Annotated in this window: 19 protein-coding genes; 10 read left to right on the plus strand and 9 right to left on the minus strand. The window is 68.0% G+C overall.

The annotated features are described in order from the left end of the window. The first annotated feature begins 183 nt into the window (after window positions 1-183). A complete protein-coding gene (locus tag RBB34_RS19240; protein WP_306120862.1) occupies window positions 184-318 on the plus strand; it encodes a hypothetical protein in 135 nt (44 codons plus the stop codon). A gap of 38 nt (window positions 319-356) precedes the next feature. On the opposite strand, the gene RBB34_RS19245 is transcribed toward RBB34_RS19240, so the two are convergent. Then, a complete protein-coding gene (locus RBB34_RS19245) occupies window positions 357-836 on the minus strand; it encodes an Lrp/AsnC family transcriptional regulator (protein ID WP_306120863.1) in 480 nt (159 codons plus the stop codon). Window positions 837-958: 122 nt separating this feature from the next. On the opposite strand from RBB34_RS19245, the gene RBB34_RS19250 reads away from it, so the two are divergent. The 4 genes from RBB34_RS19250 to RBB34_RS19265 all read left to right on the plus strand — a co-directional run bounded on the left by RBB34_RS19250 (window position 959) and on the right by RBB34_RS19265 (window position 3,704). Further along, window positions 959-1,822 (plus strand): EamA family transporter, encoded by an 864-nt coding sequence (locus RBB34_RS19250; protein ID WP_306120864.1) that lies wholly within the window; start codon window positions 959-961, stop codon window positions 1,820-1,822. Between the two features lie 31 nt (window positions 1,823-1,853). Continuing rightward, complete coding sequence (locus RBB34_RS19255) at window positions 1,854-2,240, plus strand: VOC family protein (RefSeq protein WP_306120865.1); 387 nt, start codon at window positions 1,854-1,856, stop codon at window positions 2,238-2,240. Between the two features lie 56 nt (window positions 2,241-2,296). After that, window positions 2,297-3,211 (plus strand): DMT family transporter, encoded by a 915-nt coding sequence (locus RBB34_RS19260; RefSeq protein ID WP_306120866.1) that lies wholly within the window; start codon window positions 2,297-2,299, stop codon window positions 3,209-3,211. 97 nt (window positions 3,212-3,308) lie between these two features. Then, window positions 3,309-3,704 (plus strand): VOC family protein, encoded by a 396-nt coding sequence (locus RBB34_RS19265; protein WP_306120867.1) that lies wholly within the window; start codon window positions 3,309-3,311, stop codon window positions 3,702-3,704. 240 nt (window positions 3,705-3,944) lie between these two features. Here the strand turns inward: RBB34_RS19265 and RBB34_RS19270 are convergent, their stop codons facing one another. Next, window positions 3,945-4,589: a helix-turn-helix transcriptional regulator gene (locus RBB34_RS19270; RefSeq protein WP_306120868.1), complete on the minus strand. Its 645-nt coding sequence runs from the start codon at window positions 4,587-4,589 to the stop codon at window positions 3,945-3,947. A gap of 57 nt (window positions 4,590-4,646) precedes the next feature. On the opposite strand from RBB34_RS19270, the gene RBB34_RS19275 reads away from it, so the two are divergent. Next, entirely contained in the window at window positions 4,647-6,152 is a 1,506-nt protein-coding gene (locus RBB34_RS19275; RefSeq protein ID WP_306120869.1) for an MFS transporter, read from the plus strand. Here the strand turns inward: RBB34_RS19275 and RBB34_RS19280 are convergent. Next, window positions 6,089-7,117: a permease gene (locus RBB34_RS19280; protein ID WP_306120870.1), complete on the minus strand. Its 1,029-nt coding sequence runs from the start codon at window positions 7,115-7,117 to the stop codon at window positions 6,089-6,091. The genes RBB34_RS19275 and RBB34_RS19280 overlap by 64 nt on opposite strands. 92 nt (window positions 7,118-7,209) lie before the next feature. Here RBB34_RS19280 and RBB34_RS19285 point away from each other — a divergent pair, with 92 nt between their 5' ends. Next, the gene (locus tag RBB34_RS19285) at window positions 7,210-8,154 is read left to right on the plus strand and encodes a LysR substrate-binding domain-containing protein (RefSeq protein WP_306120871.1); all 945 of its coding nucleotides are present in this window, start codon (window positions 7,210-7,212) and stop codon (window positions 8,152-8,154) included. Here RBB34_RS19285 and RBB34_RS19290 read toward each other — a convergent pair. Continuing rightward, window positions 8,078-9,238: an MFS transporter gene (locus RBB34_RS19290; RefSeq protein ID WP_306120872.1), complete on the minus strand. Its 1,161-nt coding sequence runs from the start codon at window positions 9,236-9,238 to the stop codon at window positions 8,078-8,080. The genes RBB34_RS19285 and RBB34_RS19290 overlap by 77 nt on opposite strands. Before the next feature lie 99 nt (window positions 9,239-9,337). Here RBB34_RS19290 and RBB34_RS19295 point away from each other — a divergent pair, with 99 nt between their 5' ends. Beyond that, window positions 9,338-10,231: a LysR family transcriptional regulator gene (locus tag RBB34_RS19295; protein WP_306120873.1), complete on the plus strand. Its 894-nt coding sequence runs from the start codon at window positions 9,338-9,340 to the stop codon at window positions 10,229-10,231. 83 nt (window positions 10,232-10,314) lie between these two features. Here RBB34_RS19295 and RBB34_RS19300 read toward each other — a convergent pair whose 3' ends face one another. Further along, window positions 10,315-11,259, minus strand: coding sequence for a DMT family transporter (locus RBB34_RS19300; protein WP_306120874.1), 945 nt, complete (start codon window positions 11,257-11,259; stop codon window positions 10,315-10,317). 386 nt (window positions 11,260-11,645) lie between these two features. Beyond that, window positions 11,646-12,560 (minus strand): DMT family transporter, encoded by a 915-nt coding sequence (locus tag RBB34_RS19305; RefSeq protein ID WP_306120875.1) that lies wholly within the window; start codon window positions 12,558-12,560, stop codon window positions 11,646-11,648. Window positions 12,561-12,630: 70 nt separating this feature from the next. On the opposite strand from RBB34_RS19305, the gene RBB34_RS19310 reads away from it, so the two are divergent. Next, entirely contained in the window at window positions 12,631-13,482 is an 852-nt protein-coding gene (locus tag RBB34_RS19310; RefSeq protein WP_306120876.1) for a LysR family transcriptional regulator, read from the plus strand. Between the two features lie 151 nt (window positions 13,483-13,633). Here the strand turns inward: RBB34_RS19310 and RBB34_RS19315 are convergent, their stop codons facing one another. Together RBB34_RS19315 and RBB34_RS19320 are read right to left on the minus strand one after the other, a co-directional pair. Further along, complete coding sequence (locus RBB34_RS19315; protein ID WP_306120877.1) at window positions 13,634-13,972, minus strand: hypothetical protein; 339 nt, start codon at window positions 13,970-13,972, stop codon at window positions 13,634-13,636. Next, the gene (locus RBB34_RS19320; protein WP_306120878.1) at window positions 13,915-14,193 is read right to left on the minus strand and encodes a GntR family transcriptional regulator; all 279 of its coding nucleotides are present in this window, start codon (window positions 14,191-14,193) and stop codon (window positions 13,915-13,917) included. Before RBB34_RS19320 ends, RBB34_RS19315 begins: the two co-directional genes overlap by 58 nt. Window positions 14,194-14,273: 80 nt before the next feature. Here RBB34_RS19320 and RBB34_RS19325 point away from each other — a divergent pair, with 80 nt between their 5' ends. Beyond that, complete coding sequence (locus RBB34_RS19325; RefSeq protein WP_306120879.1) at window positions 14,274-15,230, plus strand: DMT family transporter; 957 nt, start codon at window positions 14,274-14,276, stop codon at window positions 15,228-15,230. A 74-nt stretch (window positions 15,231-15,304) separates the two neighbouring features. Here the strand turns inward: RBB34_RS19325 and RBB34_RS19330 are convergent. Further along, window positions 15,305-15,508: DMT family transporter (locus RBB34_RS19330; RefSeq protein WP_306120880.1), on the minus strand; the 204-nt coding region annotated here is incomplete at its 5' end.

Here is a 15,508-nt window from a genome sequence, read left to right on the forward strand (position 1 = left end):
CAGCCCGCCAATCAGCGAATGCCGGAGGGGTCAAAATTGGACGCCGATCCGGGGTCAAAATTGGACGCCGATTGACACTTTGCCGCCATCGGCGCGGTCTATGCCAGCCAGACGCTGGTTCCGGGCCATCTCGGCGCGGATACCGGCGTCAAGCTCGTCGCACTCGCCCTTGTCATCGTCATCGTGAACACGGCCTGGCTGGCCTTCGGCGCGGGTTTTTCGCGGCTCCTGCGCCATCCGAGGATCGGCCGCGCGGCCAATATCGCGTTCGCGCTGATGCTGCTGGCCTCGGTCGGGCTGGCGCTGGTCGCCGCATGAGGAGGACCGCCGACCGCCCCCACGTCCACGCCTGGCCGTCATCGGGGTGCCGCGGCCGGCAAAGGCGGAAGGCGGCGTTTCACCGGTGAGGACTGGATGACCGAAGTGTTGGTCATCGCGTGAGGAATGATCCGGTCGATGATGCGCTCCATCTCGGCGACGGAGGCCAGATGCGCGCGGGCGAGAAAGCAGTCCTCGCCCGTCACCCGGTCGCACTCGGTGATTTCCGGGATGTCCCGGATGATCTCGACGACTTTCTGCAACTGGCCCGGGACGGGGCGAATGCGCAGCCACACCGAGATCGGCAGGCCGATGGCCTCCGGTGCGATCTCGGCGGTGTAGCCGCCGATCACGCCGGCCTCTTCGAGGCGACGGACCCGCTCGGCGATGCTCGGCGCCGACAGACCCACCGCGCGCGCCAGGTCGGCGGTGGTGGTGCGGGCATTGGCGACGAGCAGGGTCAGGATCGTCTGGTCGACCGCGTCGAGCGGGCCGTTTTGATATCCAAGGCGTTTCATGGCTTTTGCCTTTGATTAATTTTATTCAAGCTCATCATAGCATCGTTCGATACTGTGAAAAGGTACGGTCGCCCTTCATACTCGATGGAATGAAAGGCTCGCGAGCGGTATCCGCGCTGTCAATGTCCCCCGGGCTCGACCGCGCCGCCAATGCGGTGCCGCCGCACGCATGGTTCGGCGTCGGCGCGGTCTCGCGCTATCTCGGTCCCGCCTTAGCCGTGCTTCTGTTCCCCGTCGTCGGCGTGCTCGGCATCGCGTGGTTCCGCATCGCGACGGCGACGCTTGTCCTTGCGCCCCTGACCCGGCCGTGGCGGACCCTGCGCGACGCGGATGGACGCACGCGGCTCCTGCTGCTCGGTCTCGGCGTCTGCCTCGCCGCGATGAACACCGCCTTCTACCTGGCGCTCGACCGTCTGCCCATGAGCCTGGTTGCGGCGATGGAGTTTCTCGGAACGCTCGTCGTCGCGCTTTACGGCCTCAGAACCGGGCGGAACCTACTGGCGCTCGCACTCGCCACGTTCGGCGTCGTCCTGCTGATCGACGTCACATGGGCGACCGACCCGCTCGGCCTGTTCTGGGCGGCGCTGAACGCCGCACTCTTTGCCGGCTATATCGTCCTCGGGCACAGAGCGGCCGAAGCGGGCGCGGGCGGCGGCGTCGAGCGGCTCGGCGCGGCCATGGCGATCGCCTTCGTCATTCTGATGCCGATCGGCTTTCTGGAAGCTGCCCGCGCCTTCGGCATGCCGTTGATCGTCCTGGCCGGGATCGGCGTCGGCGTCACCTCGTCCGTCATCCCCTATGTTTGCGACCAGCTCGCCATGGCGCGGCTGCCGCGCGCCTCCTTTGCCCTGCTTCTGGCGCTCCTGCCGGCGACCGCCACCGTGATTGGGGCCATTGTGCTGGCCCAGTTTCCAGGCCCCGGGGACCTGCTCGGGATCGCGCTCGTGATGGCCGGCATCGCCCTTCACAGGCCGGCCCGGAGATGAACCGGCCACAACCTTCAGGAGACAACGATCCATGATCGATCACGTCTCCATCGCCGTCTTGGACCTCGTCAGGAGCGGAGCCTTCTACGACCAGGTTCTGGCGCCGCTCGGCCTCGATCGCCTCGTCACGCGCGAGGCGACGGTCGGCTACGGCAAGCGCTATCCCGAGTTCTGGCTGAACGCGCGCCCCGGCATGACGCCCATCGACGAGACCACGGGCAGCCATGTCTGCCTGCGCGCGCCGACGAAGGACGCGGTCATCGCCTTCCACCGGGCCGCGCTGGAGCATGGCGGCTCGTGCGGCGGCGCGCCCGGAGAGCGCGAGGCGGCCGTCACCACCTATTTCGGGGCCTTCATCCATGATCTCGACGGCAACAAGAACGAGGCGGTCACCTTTCCGAGGCCCGACGCCCCATGACCGCCGGGCACGCCCCATGACCGCCGGGCACGCCCCATGACCGCCGGGCACGCCCCATGACCGCCCGGCACGCCCCCATGACCGCACCGAACGCTTCCTGGACCGTCGGCGTCTTCTTCGGGTTTCTCGGGATGCTCGGCTTCAGCGGCACGCTGGCCGCGACCCGCGTCGCGGTCGCCGATTTCTCGACGCTCGCGATCACCTCCGCGCGCATCGTGGTCGCGGGCTTTCTCGGCGGCGTCACGCTCGTTCTCACGGGTAGGACCGCGCTGCCGGAACGACGGCATCTCATCGCCATCGCCGTCATGGGGCTTGGGCTTGCGGCGGGCTATCCGTTCTTCCTGGCGGTGGCGCTGCAATCGGTTCCTGCGGTGCATGGCGCCGTGGTGACGGGTCTTGCGCCAGCGGCGACCGCGATCATCGCCGTCCTGCGCGCCGGCGAACGCCCGCCGCCGGTCTTCTGGCTGGCCTGCGCCGCCGGAATCGCGGCCGTTCTCGCCTACGCCTACGATGCCGGTGCTGGCCAGTTCAGCGTGGCCGACGGCTGGCTTCTTCTCGCGCTCCTGTGTCTGGGTGTGGCCTATGTGGAAGGCGGGCGCGTATCGGCAGAGCTCGGCGGCACGACGACCCTCAGCTGGGCGATGCTGTTTCTGACGCCATTCGCCGCCGGCCCGCTCGTCTGGTCGCTGCGCGACGCGGACCTTGCATCGGTGGCGCCGTGGAGCTGGGTGTCGATCGCCTATCTCGGGATCGTCAGCATGTTCCTTGCGGCGATCTTCTGGTATCGCGGCCTGGCGGCCGGCGGCATCGCCCGGATCGGGCAGATCAATCTCCTGCTGCCGCTGGCGGCGCTCGTCTGGCCGACGCTCTTCCTCGGCGAGGAGATCACGACGACCGCGCTCGCCTCAGCCGTCGTCGTTCTTGCGGCGATGATGGTGTGCCTGAAGGCGCGCGTGCGGAGACGGGCATGAGCGGGCGCAACGCGTGCAGGGTTGACGGGGCCGCTCCAAATCGTCAGATCACGTGTTTCGGGTGGTGTGAGCTTAGGGCACGTGTTTAGGCTGCCCGATGACATTCGTTTCTATCGCCAAGATCGACTACCTCATACTTCTCTGCAGAGACATGCGGGCCGCAATAGATTTTTATCTCAATCGGCTTCAGCTTCGCCTCGTCGAGGACCATCCCTCTTGGGTGCGTTTTAAATTGCACGGCACGTTCTTGACGCTTCGCCCGCGAGGGCAGTGGCTCAGTTGGTTTGACGGCGAGGTTCCCGGCCGGTCCGCTTCGGTGCAATTGGCGTTCCAGGTACCCTATGACGATGTTGACCTGTGGCATGAGCGTTTGGCCAGTGACCGGGTGGACATCGTTCAACCCCCCGTCGACCAGGAGTTTGGCCATAGAACGCTTTTTGTACGAGATCCGGATTGGAACATTGTAGAGATCTTCGCAGAGATCGAGCGCTGAGTCTTTTGGCGTTCTATGGCCCGTTCGGGGCTGCGCGCCTTATCTGCCTTTGCGGTCAGGCGGGGTCGCGTCGTGAGGCGCCCGAAGAGAACGATCTTCTCCAATACGGTATTTGGCGCCAGATGCGCTTTCGGTCGACGGGTTTCGACTGCGACGCATGAGATGCACGACGATCAACGTCTGATCCCGTTGCTGAAGACCGGGAAGGGGACCATCGAAGAGAGCGTGGGCTTTGCCCCCTCACACTCTGATGCCTTGCTCCGCATGGCCGATCGCATAGGCGCAGCGCCGCGCGCCTTCGAGGACGTGTTCGGTACGCTCCACGCTTGCATCGGGCCCGAGCACGGCGCGGAAGATCGCCAGTTCCGAGCGGCAAAGGCCCTGGCAGACGGCGGCCGCCGCGCAGATCGGGCAATGGTTTTCGGCAAGCACGAGGCCGCCATCGTCGGTGCGGTGCCAGTCGGCCATGTAGCCCTCGGCGCTGCGCAGTTCGGCAAGTTTTGCGACGCGTGCCTGAAGCGTCGCGCAATCGGCCATCGCCGCTTCGTATCGTGCGAGCGTTTCGGCTTCGCGATGGGCGATCAGCCGGTCGAGCCCGTCGGCGCCGAACACGGCGCGGGTCGATTCCAGCATGTCCAGCGTCAGGTCCGAATGGCGGTCGGGAAAGCGCGCGTGACCCCGTTCGGTCAGCGCCCAGTAGCGACGCGGCCGGCCGCGCCCGTGCCGGCGATCGTCGGGCGCGACAAGGCCTTCGCCGGCAAGCTTTGCCAGCCATTGCTGCGCGCCGGCCGGCGTCATGGCGAGCGCAGTGCCGGCGTCCCGCGCAGTCACCGGACCCCGGCTCTTGATCAGATAGAGCAGTCGCTCGTCGGTCGGCCTTGACATCGGTCTCTTTTTAGAAAGTAATTGCTTTCTATAATAACGACCGAAAGGCCGCCGTCAATGGCCGATCCCGCTCCACACACCCGCGTCGCCTGGTCCGAGATCGCAACGCGCGATCATGCGCCGGCCCTGGCACTGGTGTGCCTTGGCGTGTGGCTGCATGCGGCCGACGGGCTGATCGTGGCGACCATGCTGCCGGCGATCGTCGCCGAGATCGGCGGCGGGGCGCTGGTCGCCTGGTCGGTGGCGCTCTACGAGATCGGCTCGATCGTCGCCGGCGCGACGGGCGGGTTCCTGGCCGTGCGCTACGGCCTGCGCCTGCCGATGACGCTGGCCGGTATCCTGTTTGCCATCGGGTGCCTGGTCAGCGCGTTCGCGCCGACCATGCCGGTGCTGCTGTCGGGGCGTCTGCTGCAGGGGCTGGGCGGTGGCGGGCTGATGGCGCTGTCCTTCGTGGCGGTCTCGCTGCTGTTTCCCGAGCGGCTGATGGCACGCGCCATGGCGGCGATCTCGGCACTGTGGGGCGTATCGTCCTTTCTCGGACCGCTGATCGGCGGGCTGTTCGTTCAATATGCCACCTGGCGGGCCGGCTTCGTCTTCTTCGCCGCGCAGGCGTTCGCGCTCGCGCTGTGGATCGGGTTTGCCGCCAAGCTCGGCGCGCGGCCGCCGGCGGCCGGGCTGTCGAAAACAGTGCCGGTCTTGCGCCTTGCGGTGCTCGCCGCCGGGATCGTCTCGATCGCCTGGGCCGGCATCGACATCCACCCCGTTGCGACCCCGGCCTTCATCGCCGCCGGCGCGGTGCTGCTGATCGTCTTTGTCGTGCTCGACGGGCGCGCCGGCGCCGACCGGCTGCTGCCGCCGGTTCCCTTCGGTCTGGTCACCGCGCACGGCAGCGCGCTCACCATGGTGCTTGCCATGTCGGCGGCGACCATTGCGATCACCGCCTATGGTCCGTTGCTGGTCGTCGCCATCCATGGCGTCTCGGCCATCGTCGCGGGCTATCTGGTCGCCTGTTCGGCGGTCGGCTGGACGGTGTTCGCGATCATCGTTTCGGGCGCCGACCCGCGCCATGATCCCAAATACATCGCCGTCGGCATGGCGATGGTGGTCCTCAGCATCGTCGGGTTTGCGCTCGCCGTGCCGGCCGGGCCGGTCTGGCTGATCGCCATCGTCGCGGTGATCGAGGGCGGCGGCTTCGGCATCGCCTGGACCTTCATCCTGCGCCGGGTGACGACGCTGTCCGATCCGGCCGAGACCGAGCGCGTCTCCGGAGCGATCCCCACCGTGCAGCGGCTCGGCTATGCGCTGGGCGCGGCCTATATCGGCATCATCGCCAATGCGGCCGGGTTCGCCGAGGCCGAGACGGCCGATGCGTTCCTGCCCGCCGCGCGCTGGGTGTTCCTGGGCAGCCTGCTGCTGGCGCTGCTCGGCCTCGTCGCAATGGCGCGCTTCGTCTCGCCGGGGGTGGCCAGGGCGCGGCGCGGTGCGATGGCCGAAGCCGGTCAGCTTGCCAGTCCGAACGCCCAGCCCGACAGCATCGATCCGGACGCCGCCAGCGAAAGATAGAGCAGGAACGGGGTGAGCCGCAGCACCGGAACGATCGCCATCGCGCCCCAGATGCTGGCGACGCCGCCGGAGACCAGGAACGCCATGGCGGCGCCCGGCGCCATGCCGGCCTCGATCAGAGCCCGCGTCAGCGGCAGCGCGGCATAGCCGTCGATATAGGCCGGCCCGCCGACGATGACGGCAAGCGGCACGGCCAACGGGTTGTCGCGGCCGACATAGGCGCTCAGCGCATCCGGGGCGAGCCAGGCGTTGAGCAGGAACTCGGCGGCGAAGGCGGGCACCAGAACGATGACGATCAGCCGGCCGATCGACCAGCACTGCCGTGCAAAGCGCTGGCGCCGCTCGGCGGTTCGCCAGATGCGCGGCTCGAACGCCGGTCCGCTTCCTGCCGCGCCGCACGGGGCTCCCAGCGAGGCGACGAGGCGGTTCGACCTGAGCGGCGTCTTCGCCCAGGCGCGTTGCCCGAACAGCGCAGTCGCCAACCCGCCCAACAGGCCGAGCCCGATCGCCGCCAGCGCCTTGCCGATCGCGAACTCCCAGCCCAGCGTGGCAACGGTCGCCGCGAGCATGGCCGGGCCGGTGATGGGCGAGGCGAGCCAGAACGCCATCACCGGCGCCAGCGGCACGCCGGCGGCCAGGAGCCCGGCCATCAGCGGCAGCACGGTGATGCCGCAGACCGGCAGCAGCGCGCCGACGACCGTGGCCGATACCACCGTGTGAAGCGTGCGGCCGGCGAACAGGTCGGCGACCCGGTCGCCCGCCCCGCTCGCCATCATCCAGGCGGCGAGCAGGACGCCCGGGACGACGATGGGCGTGACCTGCACCAGGCCGGAGACGGCGAAGACCAGCGTGTCGCGGGCGAGCGCCGGCTGCCAGGCAACCAGCGCGACGAGGATCGCGACCAGCGCGACATAGACACGGCGGATGGTCGGGCGTGCGGCGCGGATCGTCTCGGCGAAGGTCATGGTCGTCTCGATCGTTCCTTTTGACGCCAATGTGGGGCATGGACAGCCATTTGAGAAACGCGTAGTTCCAAATTCAGCAATCGGTACTTCCAATGGCAATGCCGCAACTGGACAGCGATCTGCTGCGCACCTTTCTCGCCGTTGTCGAGACCGGCAGCGTCACCGCCGGGGCGGGCCGCATCGGCCGGTCGCAATCGGCGACGAGCCTTCAGATCCGGCAATTGGAGACGATCGTCGGCCAGCCGCTGTTTGCACGGCACGGGCGCGGCGTGCGGCCGACCGATGCCGGCGAGCGGCTCGTCCCGGTGGCGCAGCGGGTGACGCAGACGCTCGATGCGGTCCTGACCGAACTGCGCGGGGAGAGCCTGCGTGGCCGATTGCGCATCGGCCTGCCCGACGATCAGGACCGCGCCGTGCTGACGCGGATCGTCGCCGACTTTTCGGTGCGTCATCCCGGCGTGCAACTCGAGGTGCATTGCGCGCTCGGGGCCGGCTATGACGCCGCCTTGCGGGCGGGCGCGCTCGATCTGGCGGTCTTCGCGGTGCCCGAGCCGGCGCCGCGCGATGTGGTGCTGCGGCGCGATGAGCTTGTCTGGATGGCGCGCGCCGACCGTGAGCTTGCCGCTGACACGGTTCTGCCCGTGGCGCTGTTCGACCGCGACTGCTGGTGGCGCGATGTGGCGATCGCCGGACTCGATGCGGCCGAGCGTCCCTACCGGATCGTGTTCACCAGCGAGAGCGCGGTCGGCGTGCGCGCCGCCGTCGAGGCGGGCATCGCCGCCGGCCTGCTCGATCGGGGCGATGCCGCGGGCGGGCTGACCCCGGTCCCGAGCCTCGACTTCGACCATCCGTCCGCGCTGGTGCTGCGCCGGGCACCGGCCGCCAGCGGCGATACCGTCGAGGCGATGGCTGCCTTGATCGAGCGGGCCTTTACCGGGGCGGGCGGCGAGCGCCACAACCTTAAAGCGTCGGCTCGGCGGGGCGGAAGCGGATCACCCCGACGAGCGTCGCCGCCAGATAGATGGTGGCGACGGTGACGTAGAAGCCGGTGGCGCCGAGGAGCGCCGTGGCTCCACCGGCGAGCGCCGGGGCAATCGCCGACGCGATGGCATAGACGGCGGCAAAGGCGATCGTCGCCGCGGTCAGCGCCGCGCCGGCGAAGCGGTCGCCGATCAGCGCGAGCCCGCCCGTATAGAGCCCGTAATTGGCCCCGCCCCAGAGCAGCATCAGCACCGCGACCGGCCAGAAGCCGAGCGGCCCGCCGAACGCGATGACAAGCGTGCAGACGAGCGAGATCGCCCCGCAGCCCAGCACCGTTCGCCGCCGGCCGAGCCGGTCGAGCGCCACGCCGATCAGCGGCTGGCCGGCGAGCAGGCCGACATGAAAGACGGTGACGAACAGCGCCCCCTCCTGCAGCGAAAAGCTCTGCCCGCGCGAAATGACGGGCAGAAGGCTGATCGCCACCGCATCCATGCAGGAGCCGATGAAGACGAAGGCGAAGGCGGACGGATAGCCGATGATCGCCGGCAGCATGGCGCGCCCCGAGGCGGGCCGCACCGCCGCGTCGACCGGCCGCTGCGCGCGCAAAAGCGGCAGCGCGGCGAAGGCGGTGATGGCCGCGCAGCCGACAAGGATCGGCAGCGGCCGGTCCGGCAGCGCGGCGACGACGGCCGGGCCGAGCACGAAGCCGACCGCCACGGCCGTGCTGTAAAGCCCCATCACGCGGCCGCGCCGCGCCGGATCGGCAAACGTGTTGAGCGCGGTCTCGGCGACGATGAACAGAAGGTTGGCGCCGATCCCGAGCGCCAGCCGCGCGGCGAAGACGAGCCAGAATTCGCGCACGAACGCGAGGACCAGCAGCGCCGCCGTCATCGCGCCGACACCGATCAGCGCGGTGGTGCCGGCGCCGGCGTGCCGCGCCACCTGCGGCATGACGAGGACGCCGACGATGAGCCCCAGACCCGTGGCCGCGGCATTGAGCCCGTTGAGTGCGTCCGAGACCTGTCCCGATAGCACGACGCCGAGCAGCGGGTAGGTCGTGCCCATGGCGAGCCCGTAGATCAGCACGCCGACGATAAGGGCGGCGATGACCCGGCTGGCTTGCAATGTGGATGCGGTCATGGCTGCGCTCCGATGGTTCGGGCGCAGACAAGCGAAGACCGGGCTGGGGCTCAAGCGATCAATTCTTGCTCCAGCGTGCGTTTTGGTTACGCTCACCGCATGCGCAAACTGCCCAATCTGAACGCCCTGCGCGCCTTCGACGCCGCCGCCCGCCAGGGCAGCTTCGCCCGCGCCGCCGACGAACTCGGCGTCAGCCATGCCGCCGTGAGCCGCCATGTGCGCAATCTGGAGACCGAACTCGGCATCGCCCTGTTCGAACGCCATGCCCGCCATGTGGTGCTGACCGGCGAGGGCAGCCTGTTCGCGCGGACGGTCGCCGATTCCCTTTCGGCACTCGAGATCGACACCGGGCGCCTCAGGCGCGGTGTCGGCCGGCGCACCGTGGTGCTGGACGTTGAATCCGATCTCGCCACGCGCTGGCTGATGCCGATCCTGACGGACACGGCGCTCGACGATCTGGACGTGCATCTCGACATCCGCGTGCGGCCCGACCCGCCACGCGCGGTCCTCGGCGATGCCGATCTGGCGCTGACCTGGGGCGCGGCGCAATGCACCGGCTTCCGCACCGAGCCGTTCCTCGATTTCGAGGGCTTTCCCGTCGCAGCGCCAACGCTGATCGACAATGGGCCGACGCCCGACGATCCGGCCTTCTTCCTGGCGCACCGGCTGATCCACGAGCGCGGCATCTACTGGTGGCGGCGCTGCTTCGACGCGCTCGGCCTGTCGCTCGACGAGGCGGCCGGGCAACTGTACTTCAACCGCTCGCATCTTTGCGTCGATGCGGCGATGCGCGGCGCCGGCCTTGCCATCGGCGACAATGTGATCTGCGACGAAGCGCTGCGATCGGGCGCGCTCGTGCGGCTGCCCGGGCCGGCCCTGACCAGCCGCGAGCGCTACTTCATGCTGGTGCCCGACACGCGGCAACTGTCGCGACCGGTGAGCCGCGTGCGCGACTGGCTGATCGCGCAGGCGAAGCGGCATCATCACGACTGAGGTTTCGCCGCGCAGTTGGCCGACAGGTCGCAGCTTGAGCCAGACAAGTGGTGATCGCGGCAGGTCTGGTTCTGACCGCACCGTCAGCGCGGCGCGCGCGTGCTCCGCGTCAGCAGCACCATGGCGGCGACGAGCAGGGCCGCGCCGATCAGGCCGAGGGCGCCGAGCCGCTCGTCGAAGACCAGCCAGGCCAGAAGTGTCGCCGTCAGCGGCTCGGTCAGCGCGGCGATGCTGGCGACCGTCGCGCCCGCGCGCTTCATGCCGGCAAAGAAGACGACATAGGCAAAGCCCGTCGGCACCAGCCCGATATAGAGCAACAGCCAAAGCCCCTCCGCCGAGACCGAGGCGGGCACATGGAACAGGGCGACGGGCAGCAACATCAGCGCACCCGCGCCGAGGCCGATGCCGATCAGCGTGAACGGATGGTGGCGCGGGGCCAGCACGCGGCTGAACAGGGTGAAGACCGCGAAACTGACCGCCGAGCCGAGCGCCCAGCCGGTGCCGGCAAGGATGGCGGCCTGCGTAACGCCGACATCGGAGGGCATACCGACGAGCATGGCGGTGCCGGCGATGCCTATGCCAAGCGCCCCGATCACCGGCGCGTTCAGGCGCTCGCCCAGCAGCACGCTCGCGACCAGCGCCACCATCAGCGGCGCGGTGCAGATCGTCACCAGCGTGGCGATGGCGACCCCGGTGGTCGCGACGGCGGTGAAGTAGAACAGCTGATAGAGCGCCATCGAGACGCCGATCATGACGATCGCGCCCAGTTCCCGGCCAGCGAAGGCGAAGGTGCGCCGGCCGACGGTGGCAAGCGACAGGATCAGCAGCAGCGGCGAGGCGAGCGCCAGCCGCACGAAGCCGACGAAGACCGGCGAGATCTCGGTGGTGCCGTAGAGCAGTTTCGAGGCGACGCCGACCGTGCCCCACAGCGCGGCCGCCACCGCGACCAACAGCACGGCGCCGAGAGCAGGGACGGACGGGACGTGCTCGGTGCGGCCGGGTGAACTCATCGACAGTGCGAGCGCCATGCACCGCTGATCCTCGCCGAGGACCTGCTCGCTGCCGCGCAAGGCGGCAGAGACTTGGCGCCTGCGCCGACACCGCGCGGAGCGTGAAGAGGCAAGGCCGTTCCGCCGCCGTTGAGAGCAGATAATGATGACGGCGAGAATTCCGTCTTCTTATTGTCCATAGCTGGCAGCATGAAGAGAAACCGGCGCTTCTGAAAGAGGCAAGCCGATACGCTGGATATCACAAGCCTTCCTATCGAAGGATAAACCCATAAATTGCCTTATTATTGCAACCCGTATTCCGTGCGGTGCATGTCGCGCGCTGCAAGGGCTTGCGGTCGTGGACAAGCGGCAAGGATTGGGCTGTGGCGGTGTGTCATGCCGGGGCTATTGCGGCTGAATCCCCTTCATGGGGAGCGCGGGCAAGGCACGTTCCGACGAGCGCGGTTCGTCAGGTAAAGCCCGACCAGGATCGCGCCGGCGCCGATCGCAAAGCCCGGCGTCAGAGTCTCGCCGAGGATCGCCCAGGCGCTGAGAACGCCGAACAATGGCGCCAGGAAGCTCATCGCCGAGACCTGCGAGGCCAGGTGCAACTGGATCAGCCGGAAGAAGACCAGGTAGCCGATGAAGGCCACGGCGACGGTCTGGAAGGCAAGCGAGCCGAGCGCCAGGGCGCTCCAGCGGAGGGTTGTGTCACCCCAGACAAAAGCCGTCGCCGCCAGCAGCGGCACCGACCAGAAGAGCTGATGGAACAGCACGACCGAGGCGTCGACGGATTTGAGGCGCGTGGCCCGGATGACCAGCACGGTCAGAGCCCAGGCCGCCGCCGCGCCCAGGCACAGAAGATCGCCGCCAAGCGTTGCCGAACCGCCGGACGGCCGCACCAGCGCGACGATGGCGACGCCTGCAAAGGCGATGGCGATGCCGGCGATCTTGCGGGTGTCGAAGGGCTCGTCGGCGATGGCGGTCATGGCCGCGAGCGCGATCATCATCGGCGCGGTGTAATAGAGCACTGTCGCATGGCTGGCGGACGTCAGCGCGATGCCGACATAGAGCAGGCCGAAATCCACCGCGAAAAGCACGCCGAGCAGGACCGATAGCGTGAAGGGCGCGGCGAAGGGATTTGTGCGGCGCAGCACGAACCAGAGGGCGAGCAGTGCCGCGCCGCCGGCCGAGCGGAGCGCCGCCTGCGCGATCGGCCCGATATCGGCGACGGCGAGCTTGACGGCCGTCTGCTGGGCACCGAAGGCGGCGAAGATGACGACAAGCAGGAGGCCGGCGGACAGCGTGAGCGGTGTGCGCGGATCGGACATGCCACTCATTTCGGTCGGGATCCGGCCCCGGACAAGCGAGAGCGCTCGACGGCGGGTTTAGCTGGGCTAAACTGAAGCCATGACCTCGCGCCTTCCCTTCGACGCGCTCAGGACCTTCGCGGAGATCGTGCGGGGGGCGAGCGCGGCCGAGGCCGCCGAGCGGCTGAACATCACGCCCGGCGCGGTGAGCCAGCGCATCGCGGCGCTGGAAGCTCATCTCGGTCGCAAGCTGGCGACGCGGCGCGGCCGCAAGCTCGTGCCGACGAGCGACGGCCTTGCCCTCTATGAGCGGGTGCGCCCGCATCTCGAGGCGATCGAGGATGCGCTGGCGCCCGGCCGGCGCGATCGGGCCTTGCGCCTGCATGCCACGCCCGCCTTCGCCGATGCCTGGCTGATGCCGAGGATGAACACGATCCGGGCGCTGGCCGAGCCCTTCACGGTCGACCTCGTCACGGCGGCGACGCCCTTCGAGGAGACGCGCGGCTGGACGGCGTCCGACATCGCGATTCGCTATGGTGCCGCCTTCGCTGTCGACCTGATGGCGACGCCACTGGTGCCCTCACAGATCGCGCTGGTCGTGGCGACCGTTCATGCAACAGACGACACGGCCGCATTGCTGCGCAGCCAGCCGCTGATCCGTCAGCCGGGCCTCGACGAGTGGCCGGTCTGGCTCGACGCGCAGCGCGTCTCGCCCGAGGTCGTCACCTGGGGTCCCCGCGTGAGCGACGATGCGGCGAGCCTCCGGGCGGCCGAACTCGGCCACGGCATCGCCAGCGTGCGCGCCTGCAATGTCGGCGATCGCCCGGGGCTGCGCGTCCTCGCCAGACGGCCCGCGCCGGGAGGTGCCACCTATCATCTGGTTACGCGCCGCGCTGACCGGGGCGCCACGCCGATCACACGCCTGCATGACTGGGCGCGAAGCTTGACGTGATCGTAGCCGGCCGGCAACGGAGAGCGGCGGTCAGGGGGCATCAGATTCGGATGAGCGGGACGAGGCGGACACCCAGAAAACGCTCGCCAACGTGAGCTCTGACAAAATGGCGCGGTTCCGAGCATGACTGATCTGGGCGAGACGCCGGTCGCTATTGCATCAACAGCCCGGCAGTTGCGTCAATCTCCGTTTGTGCTCCTATCAGGACAGACCTCGCGTCCGCGTCATGCCCAATGGGAAGGCCGCCGAGCACGGGCACGCCAAAGCTTGAAAGATGCTGGCGCAACAGCTCGATCGCATCGAGAGGCGGATTGGCAGGCGTCCCCGTGATGTGACCTATGACGATACCAGCGACTCCGTCGAAGTGGCCGGCGCGCGTCAACATGGTCAGCGCTCTGTCGAACTGACCGATGCCGAGGCCCGCCGACTCGATCAGGAGGATTGCGCCTCGCAGCGATGGCAGCGCCCAGCCAGCTGCGGTGGCAACCATGTCGAGGTTGCCGCCGACGAGCGGTCCCGTCGCACCGCCTCGGCATAGGCGCGGCTCGTCGTATTGGCCGACACGCCGAGCTGGTAGGCGAGCTCGCGATGCGGCGGCAGGCGGGTTCCGGGCGCAAGGCGGCCGACGGCGATATCCTTGGCCATCGCCTCGACGATCTGAAGGTATTTGGGGCCGCTGCGCTCTTCGATGTCCGGAAGCCAAATTGCCATGAGATCAATGTTTCGATTGCATCTATACAATAGAGAGGCAATTCCTGAGTCGGTCAATGCAAACTTACCGGTCCGGTCCCATGGCACATTCCTCACCCTCCGTCGGCAAAGGCATCGCGCTCTCGCTGGTGTGCCTGGTCCTACTCGGCACGATGCCGATCATCTCCAACCTGCGGCCACCTGTGATCGATGCGTTGACCTTCGCGCTGGCGCTTTCCGTCTGGCAGGTCGTCTTCGCGCTGCCGGTTTTTGCCGTCGAACTCGGTCGCGGGACGCGCGGCATCTTCGGTCTCGACCTTTTGCCGCGCGAACGCAGGCGGATGATCTATGTGGCGCTCTTCACCGGTGCACTGTTCGGCCTGTCGACCTACCTCTACGTGCTCGGCGTCGAGAAGGCGGGCGCGGCCAATGCCGCCATCGCCATCCAGGCTTATCCGCTCTTCGCGATCCTTTGGGAGAGCCTGTTCCTGAGGCGGCGCAAGTCCGTGGTCGAACTGGCATTGACGGCGGTTCTCATCGGCTCGCTCTTCTATCTCGGCACCGGCGGCACATTGCGACTGTCGGGTCTGTCGCCCTGGTTTCTCGTGGCGCTCGGCGTGCCGCTTCTGTGGAGCATCGCGCATGTGATCATCAAGGAAGAACTCGGCAAAACGCCGATCACGCCCGCCCAGGTAACGTTCTTCCGGGTGGTGATCTCCACGGTGTTTCTTGCGGTCGTGATGGCGGTGGCCCTGCCATCGGGGCTTATCGCCGCCGGGACCGCGATCCTTCAGCCCATGGCGGCGCTGATGGGCCTGGTCTACTTCCTCGAGTTGATCGTCTGGTTCTATGCCGTGCGCCATATCGACGTGTCGCTGGCCAGTTCCATCACGACACCATGGCCCGCTCTGACCATGATCTTGGCGGTTCCCCTCCTGGGTGACACAATCGAACTCTATCAGGTCGTCGCGCTCATCGTCGTTGTGGCCTGCATCTATGGGCTCACCCTGGCGAGCCTGAGAAAAGATCGCAATCGGCAGGCCAGAGCAACGCAATGAGTTTCGAAAAAGGGGCCCACTTCCTGTCGGTTGCCGCGACCGTCAACAGGCCTGATTGACCGATAATCCTTTCCTCACCGCAGCATCAGATAGGCGCCGGCGAGCAGCAGCGCCGTCGCAAGAGTCTTCTGCAAATCGACGCTTCGTGGCTGCACCTCGAACAAGCCGAAATGATCGATCACCATGCCGGCAACCAGTTGGCCGACGACGACGAGCGTGATCGCGGTGGTGGCGCCGAGTCTCGGGATCGTCTGGCTGAGTGACAAATAGAGGATCAG

This window comes from Roseitalea sp. MMSF_3546 (assembly GCF_030732865.1).
Taxonomy (GTDB): domain Bacteria; phylum Pseudomonadota; class Alphaproteobacteria; order Rhizobiales; family Rhizobiaceae; genus Roseitalea.